15 protein-coding genes are annotated in these 19,213 nt (G+C 73.9%); 8 read left to right on the top strand and 7 right to left on the bottom strand.

Annotated elements, in window-relative coordinates:
- Positions 1-14 precede the first annotated feature (14 nt).
- Together ACF1BE_RS12345 and ACF1BE_RS12340 are read right to left on the bottom strand one after the other, a co-directional pair.
- Positions 15-2,600 (bottom strand): bifunctional FO biosynthesis protein CofGH, encoded by a 2,586-nt coding sequence (locus tag ACF1BE_RS12345; RefSeq protein WP_392198944.1) that lies wholly within the window; start codon positions 2,598-2,600, stop codon positions 15-17.
- Between the two features lie 127 nt (positions 2,601-2,727).
- On the bottom strand, positions 2,728-3,588 hold the full coding sequence (locus tag ACF1BE_RS12340) for a TIGR03619 family F420-dependent LLM class oxidoreductase (RefSeq protein WP_392198943.1): 861 nt from the start codon (positions 3,586-3,588) through the stop codon (positions 2,728-2,730).
- 257 nt (positions 3,589-3,845) lie between these two features.
- Between ACF1BE_RS12340 and ACF1BE_RS12335 the strand changes: the two genes are divergently transcribed.
- The 3 genes from ACF1BE_RS12335 (at position 3,846) to ACF1BE_RS12325 (ending at position 7,787) form a co-directional block, all read left to right on the top strand.
- On the top strand, positions 3,846-4,241 hold the full coding sequence (locus tag ACF1BE_RS12335; protein ID WP_392198942.1) for a nitroreductase/quinone reductase family protein: 396 nt from the start codon (positions 3,846-3,848) through the stop codon (positions 4,239-4,241).
- A gap of 209 nt (positions 4,242-4,450) precedes the next feature.
- Positions 4,451-7,417: a BTAD domain-containing putative transcriptional regulator gene (locus ACF1BE_RS12330; protein WP_392198941.1), complete on the top strand. Its 2,967-nt coding sequence runs from the start codon at positions 4,451-4,453 to the stop codon at positions 7,415-7,417.
- A 196-nt stretch (positions 7,418-7,613) separates the two neighbouring features.
- Complete coding sequence (locus ACF1BE_RS12325) at positions 7,614-7,787, top strand: hypothetical protein (RefSeq protein ID WP_392198940.1); 174 nt, start codon at positions 7,614-7,616, stop codon at positions 7,785-7,787.
- 250 nt (positions 7,788-8,037) lie between these two features.
- Here the strand turns inward: ACF1BE_RS12325 and ACF1BE_RS12320 are convergent, their stop codons facing one another.
- Positions 8,038-10,389, bottom strand: coding sequence for a PQQ-binding-like beta-propeller repeat protein (locus ACF1BE_RS12320; protein ID WP_392198939.1), 2,352 nt, complete (start codon positions 10,387-10,389; stop codon positions 8,038-8,040).
- Between the two features lie 169 nt (positions 10,390-10,558).
- Positions 10,559-11,290 carry a VOC family protein gene (locus ACF1BE_RS12315; protein ID WP_392198938.1) on the bottom strand — a complete coding sequence of 244 codons (732 nt, stop codon included), beginning with the start codon at positions 11,288-11,290 and terminating at the stop codon, positions 10,559-10,561.
- 134 nt (positions 11,291-11,424) lie between these two features.
- On the opposite strand from ACF1BE_RS12315, the gene ACF1BE_RS12310 reads away from it, so the two are divergent.
- Positions 11,425-12,060: a TetR family transcriptional regulator gene (locus ACF1BE_RS12310; RefSeq protein ID WP_392199132.1), complete on the top strand. Its 636-nt coding sequence runs from the start codon at positions 11,425-11,427 to the stop codon at positions 12,058-12,060.
- 73 nt (positions 12,061-12,133) lie between these two features.
- On the opposite strand, the gene ACF1BE_RS12305 is transcribed toward ACF1BE_RS12310, so the two are convergent.
- Positions 12,134-12,601, bottom strand: a complete 468-nt coding sequence (locus ACF1BE_RS12305) for an Lrp/AsnC family transcriptional regulator (protein WP_392198937.1) — start codon at positions 12,599-12,601, stop codon at positions 12,134-12,136.
- A gap of 82 nt (positions 12,602-12,683) precedes the next feature.
- Between ACF1BE_RS12305 and ACF1BE_RS12300 the strand changes: the two genes are divergently transcribed.
- The 3 genes from ACF1BE_RS12300 to ACF1BE_RS12290 all read left to right on the top strand — a co-directional run bounded on the left by ACF1BE_RS12300 (position 12,684) and on the right by ACF1BE_RS12290 (position 15,397).
- Positions 12,684-13,301, top strand: a complete 618-nt coding sequence (locus ACF1BE_RS12300) for a LysE family translocator (RefSeq protein WP_392198936.1) — start codon at positions 12,684-12,686, stop codon at positions 13,299-13,301.
- A gap of 92 nt (positions 13,302-13,393) precedes the next feature.
- Positions 13,394-14,062, top strand: coding sequence for a pyridoxal 5'-phosphate synthase (locus tag ACF1BE_RS12295; RefSeq protein ID WP_392198935.1), 669 nt, complete (start codon positions 13,394-13,396; stop codon positions 14,060-14,062).
- A 147-nt stretch (positions 14,063-14,209) separates the two neighbouring features.
- The gene (locus ACF1BE_RS12290; protein ID WP_392198934.1) at positions 14,210-15,397 is read left to right on the top strand and encodes a flavin-containing monooxygenase; all 1,188 of its coding nucleotides are present in this window, start codon (positions 14,210-14,212) and stop codon (positions 15,395-15,397) included.
- Positions 15,398-15,412: 15 nt separating this feature from the next.
- On the opposite strand, the gene ACF1BE_RS12285 is transcribed toward ACF1BE_RS12290, so the two are convergent.
- Positions 15,413-16,732 carry an MFS transporter gene (locus ACF1BE_RS12285; protein ID WP_392198933.1) on the bottom strand — a complete coding sequence of 440 codons (1,320 nt, stop codon included), beginning with the start codon at positions 16,730-16,732 and terminating at the stop codon, positions 15,413-15,415.
- A 71-nt stretch (positions 16,733-16,803) separates the two neighbouring features.
- On the opposite strand from ACF1BE_RS12285, the gene ACF1BE_RS12280 reads away from it, so the two are divergent.
- Positions 16,804-17,805 (top strand): GlxA family transcriptional regulator, encoded by a 1,002-nt coding sequence (locus ACF1BE_RS12280; protein ID WP_392198932.1) that lies wholly within the window; start codon positions 16,804-16,806, stop codon positions 17,803-17,805.
- Positions 17,806-18,190: 385 nt separating this feature from the next.
- Here the strand turns inward: ACF1BE_RS12280 and ACF1BE_RS12275 are convergent, their stop codons facing one another.
- Positions 18,191-18,664: an ATP-binding protein gene (locus ACF1BE_RS12275; RefSeq protein WP_392199131.1), complete on the bottom strand. Its 474-nt coding sequence runs from the start codon at positions 18,662-18,664 to the stop codon at positions 18,191-18,193.
- Positions 18,665-19,213: the final 549 nt, after the last annotated feature.

Here is a 19,213-nt window from a genome sequence, read left to right as displayed (position 1 = left end):
TCGGATCATCGTACTCAGTCCAGGACGGGCAGCAGGTCCGGCAGGTGCCCGTCGGACGCCTCGGCCGCCCGCTGCCGTTCCGCGGGGACCTCGCCGTACAGGGTGGTCCGCGGTTTCGCCGGGCGGCCGGCCGCCTCCGCCACCGCCACCAGGTCACGGACCGACTTGTACGAGCCGTAGGAGGAGCCCGCCATCCGGGAGATGGTCTCCTCCATGAGCGTGCCGCCCAGGTCGTTCGCGCCGGAACGGAGCATCTCCGCCGCCCCTTCCGTGCCCAGCTTCACCCAGCTCGTCTGGATGTTGGGGATCCAGGGGTGCAGGAGCAGGCGTGCCATCGCGGTCACCGCCCGGTTGTCCCGCATCGTCGGGCCCGGGCGGGCGATGCCCGCCAGGTACACCGGCGCGTTCGTGTGGATGAAGGGCAGGGTCACGAACTCCGTGAAGCCGCCCGTCTCCCGCTGGATCCGGGCCAGGGTGCGCAGGTGGCCGAGCCAGTGGCGGGGCTGGTCCACATGCCCGTACATCATGGTGGACGACGAGCGGATGCCCAGCTCGTGCGCCGTCGTGATCACCTCGATCCAGGTGGCCGCGGGCAGTTTGCCCTTGGTCAGCACCCAGCGGACCTCGTCGTCCAGGATCTCCGCCGCGGTACCGGGGACGGAGTCCAGACCGGCCTCCTTCGCCGCGGTCAGCCACTCCCGGACGGACATCCCCGTCCGCGTCGCGCCGTTGACCACCTCCATCGGGGAGAAGGCGTGCACGTGCATGCCGGGGACGCGTTCCTTCACCGCCCTGGCGATGTCGAAGTACGCCGTGCCCGGCAGGTCCGGGTGGATGCCGCCCTGCATGCACACCTCGACCGCGCCGACATCCCACGCCTGCTGCGCCCGGTCCGCCACCTGCTCCAGCGAGAGCGTGTACGCGTCCGCGTCCGTGCGGCGCTGCGCGAAGGCGCAGAACCGGCAGCCGGTGTAGCAGACGTTGGTGAAGTTGATGTTGCGGGTGACGATGTAGGTGACGTCGTCGCCGGCCACCGTCCTGCGGACGTCGTCGGCCACCCGGCACAGCGCGTCCAGCGCCGGGCCGTCCGCGTGGAGCAGGGCGAGCGCCTCGGCGTCGGTCAGGCGCGTCGGGTCGTCGGCCGCGGTGCCGAGCGCCCCGCGCACGTCGGCGTCGATGCGCTGCGGCACCATGCCGGGGGCCGCCGCCTCGCGCAGGGCCTCCCAGTCGCCGTAGACCTCGTCGAAGTCCCCGCGGCGGTCGGCCGTGCGGCCCTCGGTGTCGATGGACGTGTGCAGGTCGGTGCGGCCCGTCGCCGTGAAGACCTCGTCGGGCTCCTGCCACGGGTGGCCCTCGACGACCGCGTCCGGGCGGGCCAGGCCCGTCGCCGGGTCGGCGAGGGCGTTGACGTGCGGACGCAGCCGCGGGTCCAGCCACGGCTCGCCGCGGCGGACGAACTCCGGGTAGACGCACAGGCGTTCGCGCAGCTCGAAGCCCGCCGCCGCCGACCTCCGCGCCAGTTCCTCGATCTGCGGCCAGGGGCGTTCGGGGTTGACGTGGTCGATGGTGAGCGGGGAGACGCCGCCCCAGTCGTCGATGCCCGCCCCGATGAGCCGTTCGTACTCGCTGTCGACCAGGTTCGGCGGGGCCTGGAGGCAGGCGGTGGGGCCCATGATGTGCCGGGCGACGGCGACGGTGGCGACGAGGTCGTCGAGTTCGGCGTCCGGCATGCCGCGCATCGCCGTGTCCGGCTTGGCGCGGAAGTTCTGGATGATCAGTTCCTGGATGCCGTGGTGGGCGCGGGCGACCTTGCGCAGGGCGAACAGGGACTCCGCGCGCTCCTCGTACGTCTCGCCGATGCCGATGAGCAGACCGGAGGTGAAGGGCACGGAGGAACGGCCGGCGTCCTCCAGCACCCGCAGCCGGACGGCCGGCTCCTTGTCCGGGGATCCGTGGTGCGGGCCGCCCGGCTCGGACCACAGCCGCGTCGCGGTCGTCTCCAGCATCATGCCCATGCTCGGCGCCACCGGCTTCAGACGCTGGAAGTCCGTCCAGCTCATGACGCCCGGGTTGAGGTGGGGCAGCAGGCCCGTCTCCTCCAGGATGCGGATGGAGACGGCGCGGACGTAGGCGATCGTGTCGTCGTAGCCGTGCGCGTCGAGCCACTCGCGCGCCTCGGGCCACCGGTCCTCGGGCTTGTCCCCGAGGGTGATCAGGGCTTCCTTGCAACCGAGCGCGGCGCCCTTGCGGGCGATGTCCAGGACCTCGTCGGGGGACATGAACATCCCGTGCCCCTCACGGCGCAGCCGGCCCGGCACGGTCGCGAAGGTGCAGTAGTGGCACTTGTCCCGGCACAGCCGGGTCAGCGGGACGAAGACGCTCTTCGAGTACGTGATGACGCCGGGCCTGCCCGCCGCCTCGAGCCCCGCGTCCCGCACCCGGGCGGCCGACGCGGCGAGACCGGTGAGCGCCTCGCCGCGCGCCTGGAGCAGGACCGCCGCCTCGGCCACGTCGAGGGCGACGCCGTCCCGGGCACGTTTGAGGGCGCGACGCATGGAGTTCTCGGTGGGGCCGGTTCCGGGGGTCGCGGAAGTCGTCATCCCCTGAGCATACGTTTGGGCTCCACGGGTTCAGCGAGGTCAGGGGGCTCGGGGAGCGTGGTGCGTGGGCCGGTGCGGGTGCGCCGTGGCTTGTCGCACGGTTCCCCGCGCCCCTTCGTCACGCACGTCACGCACCGTTCACCGGCAGGAGGCTCCCGTAGGCGTCGAGCGCGCGCAGGATTTCCGGTTCCCCGGCGGGCGGCAGCTGGACCACGACCTCCTCGATGCCCAGCTCGGCGTAGTGGGCGAGCTTGCCGGGGGTGGGCCGGACGGCGTACGGGACGATCTGGAGGGCCGCCGGGTCGCGGCCCGCGTCCGCCCACACCGAGCGCAGGACGGGCAGCGCCTCGGTGAGCCCGCGCCCGCCGATCGGCAGCCAGCCGTCGGCGAACTCGGCGATGTGTGCGAACAGTCCGGGCCCTGCGGCCCCGCCGACCAGCGTGCGGGGGCCGGTGACCGGTCCGCGCGGCTCCTGGACGGGCTTGGGGTGGGCGAGGCTGGCCCGTACACCGCCGAACTGCCCCTCGTAGGCGGTGGGTTCCCGCTCCCACAGGGCGCGCATGAGCGCCATCCGGTCCCGGACCAGCTCGCGCCGGGACCCCCACCGCACCCCGTGGTCGGCGGCCTCCTCCACGTTCCAGCCGTAGCCGAGGCCGAGGGTGAACCGGCCGCCGGACAGGTGGTCCAGGGTGGCGATCTGCTTGGCGAGGCCGATCGGGTCGTGCTGGGCGACCAGGGTGATGCCGGTGCCGAGGCCGAGGCGGTCGGTGACGGCGGCGGCCTGGCCCAGGGCGACGAACGGGTCGAGGGTACGGCCGTACTCGCGCGGCAGCTCGCCGCCGGCGGGGTACGGACTGGTGCGCTCCACGGGGATGTGGGTGTGCTCCGGGAGATACAGGCCGGCGAAGCCGCGGGCCTCGAGTTCACGGGCGAGGCGGACGGGGGTGACGGTCTCGTCGGTGAGGAAGACCGTGACGGAGATACGCATGGGGCATCTGTACCGGGCACCGGCCCATCTGTCCATACCGACTGGTCGGAATCGGGCACGGGCGGTGTGCCGGCCGGCGCCGGGACGTACCGGCCCTCCCCTCTGCCGCGCTCCCCCGTTGCGCCCGGCCGGGCCGCGGGGGAGGCTGGCAGGCGTGCGTCCCGCGACCGCCGGCGCGTGACACGCCCCGCACGGGGCCGGGCCGGCGTTCCCGCGGTGCGCAGCCCGTGCCCGCAGAGAGCAGGAGATCCTGAGACATGCCAGGCCGCGCCGACCTCAAGCACCTCGTCGTGACCCGCCTGCAGCGGCACGTCGCCAACCCGCTGAACCGGCGCCTGCCGTTCCAGACCCTGCTGGAGACCACCGGCCGCAAGTCCGGCCTGCCCCGGCCGACACCGGTGGGCGGACGACGGATCGGCGACTCCTTCTGGCTGGTCTCGGAGTTCGGCCGCAAGTCGCAGTACGTGCGCAACATCGAGGCCGACCCCCGCGTCCGCGTCCGCGTCGCCGGCCGCTGGCACCACGGCACCGCCCATCTCCTCCCCGACGACGACGCCGTGGCCCGGCTGCGTTCCCTGCCGCGCCTCAACAGCACGGCGGTACGGGCGTTCGGCACGGACCTGCTGACGGTCCGGGTGGACCTGACGGACTGAGCGCGGACCCCGCGCCCCCAAGTCGTCTTACGGCACTCCGCCTGACGCTTCGTCAGCGGTGATCGCCGGGCGAACCGGATGCGGAGACCGTGTGAGGGCCTTGTGGACCGGAACCCGCCACCTGTGATCGGCGTCTCCCACGGCTGACGCAACCCCCCGGAACAAGGCAAACTGACGGGGTTGTTCGTGATGCCGAGGGGGACGAACGCATGGACGGTCGGCCGCGAGTACCCGAGCAGCGGCGTGCCGCCTCCGCGGCCACCGCGGAGGCGGCCCCGCTGCGCTTCGGCGTGCTCGGCCCGGTACGGGCCTGGCGCGGCGAGGAGACACTCAGCACGGGCTCCCCCCAGCAGCGCGCCCTGCTCGCCGCCCTGTTGCTGCGCGGAGGCCGTACGGCCACGGCGGCGGAACTGATCGACGCGCTGTGGGGGTCCGAGCCACCGTCCCAGGCGCTGGCGGCGGTCCGCACCTACGCGTCCCGGCTGCGCAAGAGCCTGGATCCCGGCGTGCTGGTCAGCGAGTCCGGCGGCTACGCCGTCCGCGGGCTGCGCGAGGGCGCCCTGGACGCGGCGGTCGCCCAGGACCTGGCGACGCAGGCGGAGAAGGCCCGGGCCGCCGGGGACCTCTCCCACGCGCGCACCCTGCTGAACGAGGCACTGGCGCTCTGGGACGGCGAACCGCTCGCGGGCGTCCCCGGCCCCTACGCCGAGGCCCAGCGGGCCAGGCTGGAGGAATGGCGGCTCGGCCTGCTGGAGGCGCGCCTGGACATGGACCTGGAACAGGGCTGCCACGCCGAGGCCGTCTCGGAACTGACCGCCCTGACCGCGGCGCACCCGCTGCGCGAACGCCTGCGCGAGCTGCTGATGCTGGCCCTGTACCGCAGCGGCCGGCAGGCGGAGGCCCTCGCCGTGTACGCCGACACCCGCCGCCTGCTGGCCGAGGAACTCGGCGTGGACCCGCGTCCCGGCCTGCGAGAACTCCAGCAGCGCATCCTCCGGGCGGACCCGGCCCTGGCCGAATGCTCGGCCCCCGTGGCGGAGCCCGCCGCGGTGTCCGTCCGCCCGGCCCAGCTCCCGGCGTCCGTGCCCGACTTCACCGGCCGGGCCGCGTCCGTGTCGGAGCTGAGCGAGGTGCTGTCCTCGGCGTCCGAGGCGGAGGGCCGGGTGATGGCGGTGTCGGCGCTGGCCGGCATCGGCGGTGTCGGCAAGACGACCCTGGCGGTGCACGTGGCCCACCGCGCCCGCACCGCCTTCCCCGACGGCCAGCTGTACGTGGACCTGCAGGGCGCGGGCCCCCGTCCCGCCGAACCGGAGACCGTCCTCGGCTCCTTCCTGCGCGCCCTCGGCACCGCCGACTCGGCGATCCCCGACTCGCTGGCGGAACGGGCGGCCCTGTACCGCTCGGTCCTGGACGGGCGCCGGGTCCTGGTCCTGCTGGACAACGCCAAGGACGCGGCCCAGGTACGGCCCCTGCTGCCCGGCACGGCGGGCTGCGCCGCCCTGGTCACCTCCCGGGTCCGCATGCTCGACCTCGCCGGGGCCCACCTGGTCGACCTGGACGTGATGTCCCCCGACGAGGCCCTCTGCCTCTTCACGAGGATCGTCGGCGAGGAACGGGTGGCCGCGGAACGCGAGGCCGCCCTGGACGTGGTCGCCGCCTGCGGCTTCCTCCCCCTCGCGATCCGTATCGCCGCCTCCCGGCTGGCGGCCCGCCGCACCTGGACGGTGTCCGTCCTGGCGGCCAAGCTCGCCGACGAACGCCGCCGCCTGGACGAGCTGCAGGCCGGTGACCTCGCCGTGAAGGCCACCTTCGAACTCGGCTACGGCCAGCTGGAACCCGCCCAGGCCCGGGCCTTCCGCCTGCTGGGCCTGGCCGACGGCCCCGACCTCTCCCTGGCGGCGGCGGCAGCGGTCCTGGACCTCCCCGAGGACGACACGGAGGACCTGCTGGAGTCCCTGGTGGACACGTCCCTGCTGGAGTCGGCGGCACCCGGCCGCTACCGCTTCCACGACCTGGTCCGGCTCTACGCCCGGGCGTGCGCGGAGCGGGACGAACAGCCGCCGAGCGAACGGGAGGCGGCGCTGTCCCGGCTGCTGGACTTCTACCTGGCGACGGCGGCGGGGGTCTACGCCATCGAGCGGCCCGGGGACCGGCTGGTGGACCACCGGGAGGCGACGGCGTACCCGGGGCTGACGTTCGACGACCGGCACCAGGCCCGCGACTGGCTGTACGCGGAGGCCACGGCCCTGTTGGCATGCGTGCGCCAGTCCACTGCCGCCGGCCGCCTCAGGCGCGCCGTGGATCTGCTGTGGGCCGCCATCGACCTGACCGAGTCGGGCGCCAACTCCCGGGAGTACGAGGCGACCGGCGCCTCCATCCGCGCCGCGGCACGGGCTGTGGCCGACCGGCACGCGGAAGCACGCGCCCTCGTCACACTGGCCAACGCCCACCATCTGACGGGCCGGTTCGAACTCGCCGACGAGGAGGCCGGCCAGGCGCTGCGGCTCGCGGACCTGACGGGGGACCCCCTCCCCTGCTGCTGGGCCTCCAACATGCTGGGCATCATCGCGCTGTACCAGGGCCGGTTCGAGGACGGCGAGAAGCACCTGACCCGCGCCATCGACAGCTTCCGCTCCTGCGCGGACCGCCCGGGCGAGGCCAGCGCCCTGTGCAACCTCTCGCGTATCCGGCTGGCCATGGGACACACCCGCAGCGCCGTCTCCCTGGCACAGCAGGGCACCGACATGTACGACGACATGGGGCACGCCCTGAAGGGCGCCAACGGCCGGTACGCGCTGGGTCTCGCGCTCACCCAGTGCGGCCGGTACGAGCAGGCCGCGGAGCGTCTGGAGGAAGCGCTCTCGGTGTTCCGGGACAGCCGGCAGCGTCTGTGGGAGGGCATGTCGCTGTTCCGGCTCGCGGAACTCGCCCTGGCGGCCGGACGCCCGGCGCAGGCCGCGACCGACGCCGAGACGGCGCTCGCCCTCCTGCGCGACGTCGGGGGCGACTGGCGGCGCGGGAACGTGCTCACCGTGCTGGGCCGCGCCCTCACCGGCATCGGGCAGCCCGGCCGGGCACAGGTCTGCTGGCAGGAGGCGCTCGAGATCTTCGACGCCCTGAAGGCCACGGAGGCCGAGGAGGTCAGGGCTCTCCTCCAGCCGCGTGCCCTCGCCTGACGCCGCGTGCGTTCATCGTTCGTTTATCGCCCCAGGGCACTCTCGTGCTGTCGGTCCGTCGCGTCGGGGGGCACGCCGGCCGGCGAGCGGCCGCACCGTAAGGTGTAGCGGCCCGAAGGCCCGTCCGGTGGCACTCGGGGGAGTGCCGGACGGGCCTTCCAGCCCACGCCGTAAGAACTTTCAGGGGAGCGAAGTCATGAGCGACAACCAGACGACCGAGGCAGCGGCGGCGAACACCGAGGCGGCCGAGATCACCACGCTGAACAGTCACGCAACCATCCAGCCGGTGAAGCTGAGCCCCGTCTCGGGTGACGGGTCCACCGGCGAGGCCACGCCGGACAACTCGCACGCCACCGACGAGACGGTCTGACCGGCCTCTCGTCCGACGGGGGAATCGGCCGCGGCGGCGCGGAGGGGGAGCCGTCGCGGCCGAGGCGTGTCCGGGAACGGGCGGCGCCGGACTCCGGGAGCCATCGGCACCGGGTCGGGGAGCCGCTCCCACCGCCCCCGGTCCGCCGGCCGTACCGTCTGGCGGGTGCCGGGCGCCGGGGGTAGCGTCGGCCGTGGACGGCCGCCGTCCGGAGCCCTTCCGTGTACACCGGTTCGACGGCCGTCGCGCCCTACGCGGTCCGCGCGGTCCCCGTGCCCTTCTCCGCGTCCAGCGCGTACACGCACCGGTCCTTGCTGCACGCGTACACCACCCCGTCCCGGACGACCGGCGAGCCGGTGATCTCGCCGCCCGTGGCGAGCTTCCAGCGCAGCCGGCCGTCGTCGGCCTTGAGGGTGTACAGCAGGTGGTCGGTGGAGCCGAAGTGGATGCGGCCCTCCGCCACGGCGGGCGAGCCGACGACGTCACCGCCCGCCTGGAAGCGCCACTTGGGTGTGCCGGTGACCGCGTCCAGGGTGTACAGGCCCTTTCCGCTGCCGACGTGCACGTGCCCGGCGGCCACCAGGACGGGTTCCACCGAGGAGCGGCCCTCCGTCGCGATGCGCCAGCGGTCGCGGCCGTCGGCGGCGTCGAGGGCGTAGACCGTGCCGAGGTAGTCGGCGAGGTAGACACCGCCGCCGGTGACGGCCGGGCCGGGGGCGAACGCCGGCGGGCACAGGAAGACCGCGGGGGCCTCGAAGTGCCAGCGGACCATGCCGCTCGCCGCCTCGACGGCGAGGACCCGGGTGCCGGCGGAGAGGTAGACGCAGCCGTCGCCGGCCGGGGCGAGACGGACCGGGACGCCGCCGCAGGAGGCCGCGTCGCCGATGGGGTACGACCAGCGTTCCTCGCCGGTGCGGGCCTCCAGGGCGCGCAGCCGGGCGTCCTGCCACACGTAGACCGTGCCGTCGTGGACGACCGGGCCCGCCTCGGGGGACTCGAAGTCGGTCTGGCAGCCGGTGATCTCCCACAGCTTCTGGCCGTTGGACGCGTCCCAGGCCTGCGCGCCGCCGCCCCGGGTGCCGGTGACGACGGTGCCGCGGTCGGCGTTCAGGGAGTACACCCAGGCGTCCGTGGACAGCCGCCACAGGTCGGTGCCCTCGCGGGCGTCCAGGGCGAACAGGGTGGGGCCGTCGGAGGCGTGGACCCGGCCGTCCGCCACGGCCATGGACCAGGCCACGTCCCGCGTCTTGAACCGGCGGCGGCCGGTGGCCACGTCCAGGGCGTGCACCTCGAAGGAGGTGACGTAGACGAGGTCGCCGTCGACCGACGGGGTGCCCCAGACGTCGTTGGACATGCGGAAGCGCCAGGGGCGCCAGCCGCCCGACGTCTCCGGGGGCGCCGGCGGGAGGGGCGGTACGGCGGGGTCGGCGCCGGCCACGCCGGGGCGGGGCCGGGACCAGCCGGCCACCAGGCCGGCCTCGGGCGGGGGCGCCTTGACGGCGGCGGCGCGGGCGTCGGCGACCCGGGGGCCGGGACCGATGGGCACCTGGGCGCCGGCCAGCCGGACCGGGCCGGAGTCGGGGGCGCCGGCCGGGGTGGGTACGGACGCCGGGACCGGGGGGTCGTAGGGCGGCGGCGGGGGGACGGCCTGCCGGCCGCCGCTGCGGGGGCCGCCGGTGGTGACGGGGACGGCCTTGACGGCCGTACGGCCGCCGCGGCGGGTCTCGATGAGCGCGACCGCCTTCTCCGGCAGCCAGGCGGAGGCGGTGCCGCTGTCGTCGGAGCCGGAGCCGAACAGGTGCGGGGCGAGCTGCGCCTGGAGGTCGGCGGGGCTGGGGCGGCCGGTGGCCTCCATCTGCATGCAGGCGTCGATGAGCGGGCGCAGTTCGTCCGGGAGGCCGGTGAGGTCGGGGCCCTCGCGGAGCAGCATGAAGACGGTCTCGACCGGGTTGGCGCCGTGGAAGGGCGGGTGGCCGGTGGCCGCGAAGACGAGGGTGGAGCCGAGCGAGAACACGTCGCTGGCGCCGGTGACGCTGCGGGAGTCCTTGGCCTGCTCCGGGGACATGTAGGCGGGGGTGCCGACGGCGACGTTCGTCATCGTCAGCCGGGTGTTGGAGACGCCGGAGGCGATACCGAAGTCGATCACCCGGGGGCCGTCCTCGACGACGAGGACGTTGGACGGCTTCAGGTCGCGGTGGACCAGGCCCGCGCCGTGGATGGACTGGAGGGCCTCGGCGACGCCCGCCGCGAGCCAGCGCACGGCCTGCGCGGGGAGCGGCCCGCACTCGTTCACTATCTCTTCCAGCGAGGGCGCGGGCACGTAGGCGGTGGCCAGCCAGGGCACGGCGGCGCGCGGGTCGGCGTCGACCACGGCCGCGGTGTAGAAGCCGGAGACCGCGCGGGCCGCCTCGACCTCGCGGGTGAAGCGGACGCGGAAGAGCTGGTCCTCGGCCAGCTCGGTGCGCACCGTCTTGATCGCCACGCGCCGGCCGGACGCCGAGCGCGCGAGATAGACCAGCCCCATGCCGCCGGCCCCCAGCCGGCCCAGCACCTCGAACGGCCCGATCCGCCGCGGATCGTGCTGTGTCAGCTGATCCACCACTTGCCTGCCACCTCCCCGTACGAGCCGCGCCATCCACATATGTACGCGACCGAAGTGCAGCGTCTCACCACCGCACCGCCGTGGCGCCACGCACCCTGATTCTTCCTGGCCGGGCGGCTGGTTGCGAACCCGGTCAGATATCGGGGTGTCTTACGCCAAAGCGGACGCGTCAGCGCTCCAGCAGCGCGAACGACGCCCCCTGATTGTCGGTGACGACGGCCACGCGTCCGTACGACGTCTCGAAGGGTGGCGCCTGCACCCGGCCGCCGAGCCGTCCCACGGCCCCCAGGGCGTCCGCCAGCTCCGCGACCCGGAAGTGGGTGAGGAAGTGCGGGGGCATCTCGGCGGGGAACACCTCGGTGACCTCGGCGCGGCCGAAGTCGGGTTCGGCGCCGCCGAACAGGGCGTCGTGGAAGAGGCCGCCGTAGAAGGCGTTGGCGCCGGCGGTGTCCCGGGTGTACAGCTCGGCCCAGACGAAGGTGCCGGGCTCGTGCCGCCGGTCGAAGCCGCGGTGGGTGCCGGGCTGCCACAGCCCGAACACCGCGCCCTCGGGGTCGGCGGCCAGGGCGGCGGTCCCGAGGTCGCCCACCGGGAACGGGGCCATGACCACCTGCCCGCCGGCCGCCGTGATCCGCCGGCCGAGGGCCTCGGCGTCCGAGGTGGCGAAGGAGACGGTCCAGACGGTGGGCATACGGCCGTCCGACTTCGGGGCCAGGGAGGCGACGAGGCCGCCGTCCAGCCGCGCCCACACGCCGGAGCCGTGGGCCTCCTCGAACGTCCACCCGAAGAGTCCGCCGTAGAACCGCTTGCCCGCCGCCACGTCGGGCAACTGGGCGTCCACCCAGCAGGGGACTCCCTCCCCGTACACCTCTTCGTTCCTGGATGCCCTGTTTTCGGCCATGCGGTCAACGTAACCGGGTCGCGCGCACCGCGCAGACCAGGCACACCATCCCCGATCCCCTCGCGCACCCCATTTGCAGTCGGCCGAATCGCGCTCCCATCACCCCTCGGTAAGCTGACGACATGACAGGACAAGTGCGTACCGTCGACGGCCGCGTGGCCGGCCGGCGTGGGCAGGCGACCCGGCAGAAGCTGCTCGACTGCCTCAGCGAGATGCTCACCTCCTCCCCCTACCGGGACGTCAAGGTCATCGATGTCGCCCGGAAGGCGGGTACGTCGCCCGCGACCTTCTACCAGTACTTCCCGGATGTCGAGGGCGCCGTCCTGGAGGTCGCCGAGCAGATGGCGGCCGAGGGCACGGGGCTGACCGAGCTGCTCGAGGGACGCACCTGGGCCGGCCGGTCGGGCTGGCAGACCGCCCAGGAACTCGTGGACGGGTTCCTGGACTTCTGGCGCCGCAACGACGCCATCCTGCGGGTGATCGACCTCGGTGCGGCCGAGGGGGACAAACGGTTCTCCAAGATCCGCACGAAGATCCTGAACTCGGTGAACACCTCGCTCGCCGGCTCCATCGCCGAACTCCAGTCCAAGGGCAGGGTCGACAAGGACGTGAACCCGGCGGCGGTGGCCGGTGCGCTGGTCGCCATGCTCGCGGCGGTGGCGGGCCACCAGAAGGGCCCCTCGTCCTGGGGGGTGAAGGCGGCCGAACTCAAGCCCGCTCTGGCGCTCTTGGTGCACCTGGGGGTGACCGGCAGGAAGCCGAGCAAGTAGCGCCCACTCCTTTTTCCCGGTCCACGTCCTGTCTGGCAGGCGGTGGTTCACCCGAGGTGGACCACCGCCTTTGTCATCGGGTCCTGTCCTGGGCCGGCAACGGCCGGTCCCGCACCACGTGTTTCATCACCAGCGTCGACGTCAGCCGCTGCACCCCCGGCAGGGTCGCCAGCCGCTCGTCGTACAGCCGCTGGAAGGCGGCCAGGTCGGCGGTGGCGACCCGGAGCAGGTAGTCCGGCTCCCCGAAGAGCCGCTGGGCGTCCAGCACGTGCTCCAGCTCACCGACCGCCCGCTCGAACCCGGCGACCGTGTCCCGGTCCTCCTGCCGCATGGACACGAAGACCAGCGCCTCGAAGTTCAGCCCGAGCGCCGCCGCGTCCACCACCGCGCGGTAGCCCTGGATGGCGCCGGACCGCTCCAGCTCCCGCAGCCGCCGGTGGCAGGGCGAGACGCTCAGCCGCACCCGGGCGGCCAGCTCGGTCACGGTCAGCCGCCCGTCCTGTTGCAGCTCGGCAAGGATTTTCCGGTCCACGTCGTCCATGAAGAAAATACTTGCCCAGACCACGCGATCATGGGCAAATTTCGGGAACACTTTCGGGCCATTCGCGCCTAATGTCCCCGGCATGGACTCGGGACTGCTCTTCTCCTTCCTCGTCGTGGACCTGCTGCTGGTGTGCGTGCCGGGCGCCGACTGGGCGTACGTCATCGCGGGCGCCCTGCGCGGCAGCCCGGTCCCGCGCGCGGTGGCGGGCCTGGTCTGCGGATACGCCCTGCACACCGCCCTGGCGACGGCCGGCCTCGCGGTGCTGGTGGCCGGCTCCCCCCGGCTGCTGACGGCGCTGACCGTGGCCGGCGCCGGGTACCTGCTGTGGCTGGGCTGGGGCGTCCTGCGCCGTCCGGTGGTCCCCGGCGCCGCCGACGCGCCGCCGCCTGCCGGGCGGCCCTTCCTGCGGGGCGCGACGATCAGCGGCCTCAACCCCAAGGGCCTGCTGCTCTACCTCTCCGTCCTCCCCCAGTTCCTCACCCTGCGGGGCGCCCACCTCCCCGTGCCCGCGCAGACGGCGGCACTGGGGCTGCTCCACATGGCGTGCTGCGCGGCCGTCTACCTCACCGTCGGCGTCCTCGCCCGCGCCCTGCTCGCCGCCCGCCCGGCGGCGGCGCGCGCGGTGACCCGCACCTCCGGGGCGGCGATGCTGGGCATCGGCGCCCTGCTGCTGGTGGAACGGCTGGCGACGCTCTGAGCCGTGCCGTCCCGCGGTGCCCGACCGCGTGGTCCCCGGGGACGGTGGCGCCGTAAGGGAGTGAGACCGCCCCCACCGGTGATACTCGCCCCATGGCACAAAAGGATCTCCACGCACTCCTCCGCTCGCTGCGCGTCTGGGACCCCGGGGTGACGGAGCTGCGCCCCTTCGATCCGGACACGGCCCCTCCCACGCCGCTGACCCTGTTCACGGACTGGTTCGCGGAAGCGGTGGCGGCGGGCCAGCCGGAGCCGCACACCATGTCGCTGGCGACCGCGGACGAGGAGGGCCGGCCGGATGCGCGGATCGTGATGCTGCACGGCGCCGACGCGGACGGCTGGTCCTTCGCCACGCACGCCACGAGCCGGAAGGGCCGCCACCTGAGCGTCCGGCCGTATGCCGCCCTCACCTTCTACTGGCCGGTGCTCGGTCGGCAGGTGCGGCTGCGGGGGCCGGTGGCGGCGGCGCTGCCGCAGGAGAGCCAGGCCGATCTGCACGCGCGCTCCACCGGTGCGCTGGCAGCCGCGCTGACCGGACGGCAGAGCGAGGAGCTGTCCTCGGCGGCCGAGCTGCGGGAGGCTTCGGAGGCGGCGTGGGAGAGGGCGCGGGAGAACCCGGAAGAGCCGTCGCCGACCTGGACGCTGTACCGGGTCCGCCCGGAGACGGTGGAGTTCTTCCAGGGTGACGCGCGACGGCAGCACCTCCGGCTGGAGTACCGGAGCACGGGGTTCGGCTGGAGCAGGGGCCTGCTGTGGCCGTGAGGACGCCGGCCGCGCACTGAGACGGGGGTCGGCTGTGGCCGTGCGGGCGGCTGGAGTTCCGCCGCGACCGGGCCCCGTGATCAATTCGCAACCGATTCCGGTCTTGACCGAGACCCATCAACCGGGTGTGTGATTACGCTCCGGCTCATGGCCGTCTCGCGTCCCTCCCCCGTCCACCTCTCGCCGACCCCCGCCGACCGCCCGGTCTACGTCATCGGCGCCGGTCCGGGCGGCCTGGCCGCCGCCCACGCGCTGCGGGCGCGGGGCGTACGGGCCGTGGTGCTGGAGAAGTCCGACCGGGTGGGCGCCTCGTGGCGACGGCACTACGACCGGCTGCGGCTGCACACCACCCGGCGGCTGTCCACGCTGCCCGGCCTCGCCATCCCCCGCCGGTTCGGGCGCTGGGTGGCCCGGGACAACGTGGTGCGCTACCTGGAGAAGTACGCCGAACACCACCGGCTGGAGATCGTCACCGGGGTGGAGGTGCACCGCGTCGAGCGGTCCGGGGACGGCACCGGCTGGCTGCTGCACGCCTCCGGCGGGCGGGAGCTGACCGGCACCGCGGTGGTCGTCGCCACCGGTTACAACCACACCCCGCGCGTCCCCGACTGGCCCGGCCGGGAGACGTACACCGGGGAGTTCCTGCACGCGGGCGACTACCGCGCCGCCGGGCCGTACGCCGGCCGGGACGTGCTCGTCGTCGGCATCGGGAACACCGGCGCGGAGATCGCCGTCGACCTGGTCGAGGGCGGGGCCGCGCGGGTGCGGCTGGCGGTGCGCACGGCGCCGCACATCCTGCGCCGGTCGACCCTCGGCTGGGCCGCCCAGTACTCGGCCGTGCTGGTCCGGCGGCTGCCGGTGCGGCTCGTGGACCGGCTCGCCGGGCCGGTGACCCGGCTGAGCACCCCGGACCTGTCCGCGTATGGACTGCCGCGCCCGGACACCGGCCTGTACAGCAGGGTGCGGCAGGGCGCGATCCCGGTCCAGGACGTCGGCCTGACCGACGCCGTGCGCCGGGGCAGGGTGGAGATCGTCGCCGCCGTCGAGGCGTTCGACGACGGGAAGGTGGTCCTCGCCGACGGCGGCCGGATCACGCCCGACGCGGTGATCGCGGCGACCGGGTACGTCCGGGCACTGGAGGGGCTCGTCGGGCACCTCGGGGTGCTGGACGAACGCGGACGGCCGGTGGTGCACGGCGGCCGTACGCCCGCGCAGGCGCCCGGCCTGTACTTCACCGGCTTCACCAACCCGATCAGCGGGATGCTGCGGGAGCTGGCGATCGACGCGCGCAGAATCGCACGGGCCGTCGCCAGGAGTCTTCCCGCCCGGGGGTGACCCCGCCGGGCACCCTCACACGGCGACCGTGCGGGCGGCCGTGCCGCGGCGGATGACCAGGGACATCAGGGCCGCCGCCGCACACAGGGCGCCGGAGGCGTACCAGACGAGGTCGTAAGAGCCGAGGACGTCGTGGGCGAGGCCGCCGAGGTAGGCGACGAGGGCCGCGCCGATCTGGTGGGAGGCGAGGACCCAGCCGAAGACGATGGCGCTGTCCTCGCCGAACCGCTCGCGGCACAGCGCCAGGGTGGGCGGGACGGTGGCCACCCAGTCCAGGCCGTAGAAGACGATGAAGAAGAGCATCGGCGGGTGCACGGCGGGGCCCAGCAGCATCGGCAGGAAGAGCAGCGACAGCCCGCGCAGGGCGTAGTAGACGGCGAGCAGACGGCGCGGTTCGAAGCGGTCGGTGAACCAGCCGGAGGCGATCGTGCCGACGACGTCGAACACGCCGATCACCGCGAGCAGCGAGGCCGCCGTCGTCACGGGCATCCCGTGGTCGTGCTCGGCCGGCACGAAGTGGGTCTGGATCAGTCCGTTGGTGGAGGCACCGCAGATCGCGAAGGTGCCGGCGAGCAGCCAGAAGGTGCCCGTCCGGGCGGCGGAGAACAGGACGGCGAGCGTGCGGCGGGCGGCGCCGGTGACGGGCGCCGGCTTGGGCACGAACTCCCGCGACCCGTAGGGCGCCGCGCCCACGTCGGCCGGGTGGTCACGCAGCAGCAGCCAGACGAAGGGCACCACCGCGAGCGCGGCCAGGGCGACGGTCACCGCGGCGGGACGCCAGTGGTGCCGCTCGACGATCCGGGACAGCAGCGGCAGGAAGATCAGCTGTCCGGAGGCGGAGGCCGCGGTGAGGATGCCGCTGACCAGGCCGCGCCGCTCGGTGAACCAGCGGTTGGTGACGGTCGCGGCGAAGGCCAGCGCCATGGAGCCGGTACCGAGGCCGACCAGCAGGCCCCAGCACAGCCACAGTTGCCAGGCCGCCGTCATCCACACCGTCAGCCCGGAGCCGGCCGCGATCACGGTGAGCGCGATGGCGACCACACGCCGGATGCCGAAGCGGTCCATCAGCGCGGCGGCGAAGGGCGCGGTGAGGCCGTACAGCGCGAGGTTGAGGGAGACGGCCGCGCCGATGGTGCCGCGTGACCAGCCGAACTCCTGGTTCAGCGGGTCGACGAGCAGGCCGGGCAGGGAGCGGAAGGCGGCCGCGCCGATGATCGTGACGAACGTGACGGCGGCGACGAACCAGGCGCGGTGCACGCGGTGGTGCCGGGCGGGTGAGGCCTGGAGAGGGGCGGGAGCGGCGTCCGGGGCGGGGGCTGGGCTTGTCCGAGTCACGTCATCCAGCCTCCGGTCCCCGTGGGCGGGCGACGAGTGGCCCGGAGGACAGCCTTCGCTACGATCGGGCCATGACGTCCACAGGGGAATCCCGGCCGCACCGGATCGCCGTCCTCGCCCTGGACGGCCTGCTGCCCTTCGAACTCGGCATCCCGCACCGGATCTTCGGCCGCCCGCGGGACGCGCGGGGACGGCGCCTGTACGAGGTCGTGACCTGCTCGGTCCGGCCGCCGGGCCCGGTCGTGACGGACGCCGACTTCGCGGTGCACGTCGCCCACGGCCCCGAGGCGCTGGCCACGGCCGACACGGTGATCGTCCCGGCGTCGTACGAACTCGGCCCGGTCCACGACGAGGGCCGGCTCACCGACGACCTGGCCGCCGCCCTCGCCCGCATCCGCCCCGGCACCCGGCTCGCCTCCATCTGCACCGGCGTCTACGTCCTCGCCGCCGCCGGCTACCTCGACGGCCGCCCGGCGACCACGCACTGGGCGCACGCGGAACACCTCCAACGGCTGTTCCCGCGGATCAGGGTGGACGCGGACGTGCTGTTCGTCGACGACGGCGACGTGCTGACCTCGGCCGGTGTGGCCGCCGGCATCGACCTGTGCCTGCACATGGTCCGCCGCGACTTCGGCACGGCCGTCGCCAACGAGGTCGCCCGGAGCACGGTCGTACCGCCCCACCGTGACGGCGGCCAGGCCCAGTACATCCACCGCCCGGTCCCCGACCCCCAGCTGGCCACGACGGCCACCGCCCGCGCCTGGGCGCTGGCCCGGCTGCACGAACCGATCCAGCTGCGGGACATGGCCGGGCAGGAGGCCATGTCGGTACGCACGTTCACCCGCCGCTTCCGGGAGGAGGTCGGCGTCAGCCCCGGCCAGTGGCTCACCCGGCAGCGCGTGGAACGTGCCCGGCATCTGCTGGAATCCACCGGTCTGTCCATGGACCGGGTGGCCCGGGAGGCGGGCTTCGGCACGGCCCAGTCGATGCGGCAGCACCTCCAGCAGACGCTCGGGGTGACGCCGACGGCGTACCGGCGGACGTTCCGGGCGGGTAGCGGCACCCGCCCGTGAGCACCGGGCCGCCGCGCGGCGAAAAGTTATCCACAGCCTGTGGAGAAACGAGACGGCGCGCGTTCGCCCGCCGCCATGGGGCACCAACGCGCCGGCAGTGATGTGCGGGATGCCGGTCACTCGCCCGGCACGGGCATGACGGCAGGGGGCGCGGTCGGCGGCGCGCCCCCCCGAGCGTCCCGCGCGCGCCGCCCTCCGATGCGACCCGCGCTCGACGAGGGCCGCCGTCACCCGGGCCCTCGCCGTCCCCTCGCGGCGGATCGACGTCCACCAGCCTGATCAAGCAGCCGGCTGACGTCAACGCCGGTACGGGCGTTGCCCGTCCGCGAACTGTGCGCCGACCCCGCGCACGGGTGCACCACCGGCGCACCACCGCGCAGGCGGACTACACCACCTCGAACGCGAAGCCCTCGTACGCGGACATTGCGCCCCCGTACGCCATCGCCGCGCTGTCCCGGGGCTTGGAACAGCGGTCCAGCTCGCACCAGATGCTCTTCCCGGTGCCGTCGGGGCTCCAGCCCCAGCGGTCGGCCAGGCAGTCCACGAGGGCCAGGCCACGGCCACCGGTGGCGTCGTTGCCGGCGCAACGGGGCACGGGTGCGCGGGAACTGGCGTCGGCCACCTCCACCCGTACCGTGGCCGGCGCGGTCTTCCCGGCCACCGGGCCCGGCAGACGAAGGCGCAGCACAGCCGGTCGGCCGGTGTGCACCACGGCGTTGGTCACCAGCTCGGAGACGAGCAGGATCAGGGTCTCGGCCAGCGGTTCGTCGGCCGTTATCCCCGACCCGGCGAGCCGCGAGCGGGCCCACTTCCTGGCCCGTCCCACCTCCGCGGGGTCGGGCCGGATCTCCAGCTGCACTTGAAGCACCTGCACCGCTCACACCATCCGAACCGGCGGACACATGACCCCGCGCCGGCCGCGCGCCGCGGCGTCAGCCGCGGCGGCGATCACGACGAGGGCCACGATCGTAGCCATTTTCTGCATGGCCAGGACAACGGCCAGAGCAGGGGTCACGTTGTGTGACTCCCTTGCGAGACAGCATGGTTGACGTACAGTCACCCCAACAAGCGCTTCGGGCATATTCCCGCGCGAAGGAGTACGCGTGAGGCATACTGTGCGACGCTCGTGCCGGGGAGTCGAACAGGCGCCGGCCGAAGGCCCGACCGCCCTGCCAGCAGCGGCGCGCACCGCACGGTCCGGCATCGCCCCAGGGGCATCACCGGCCCGGCTCGTCCGCGCAGCCACTCGCATCCCACACAAGGTACCGGAGCGGACGCCCGACTCCAGGCCGTGACAAGTCGCGGTATGGACACAACCCGATATCAACGCTCTGTGACGCCGACACGCCACGATCCGCGACATCGCAGGCCAAAGCTTGGTCAGCGGATGGCGATCCTCCAGACGAGG

Origin of the sequence: Streptomyces sp. NPDC014991 (genome assembly GCF_043080665.1) — a bacterium.
Classification (GTDB): domain Bacteria; phylum Actinomycetota; class Actinomycetes; order Streptomycetales; family Streptomycetaceae; genus Streptomyces.
Note: the sequence above shows the minus strand (reverse complement) of the source record. Positions and strands in the feature narration are given on the sequence as shown.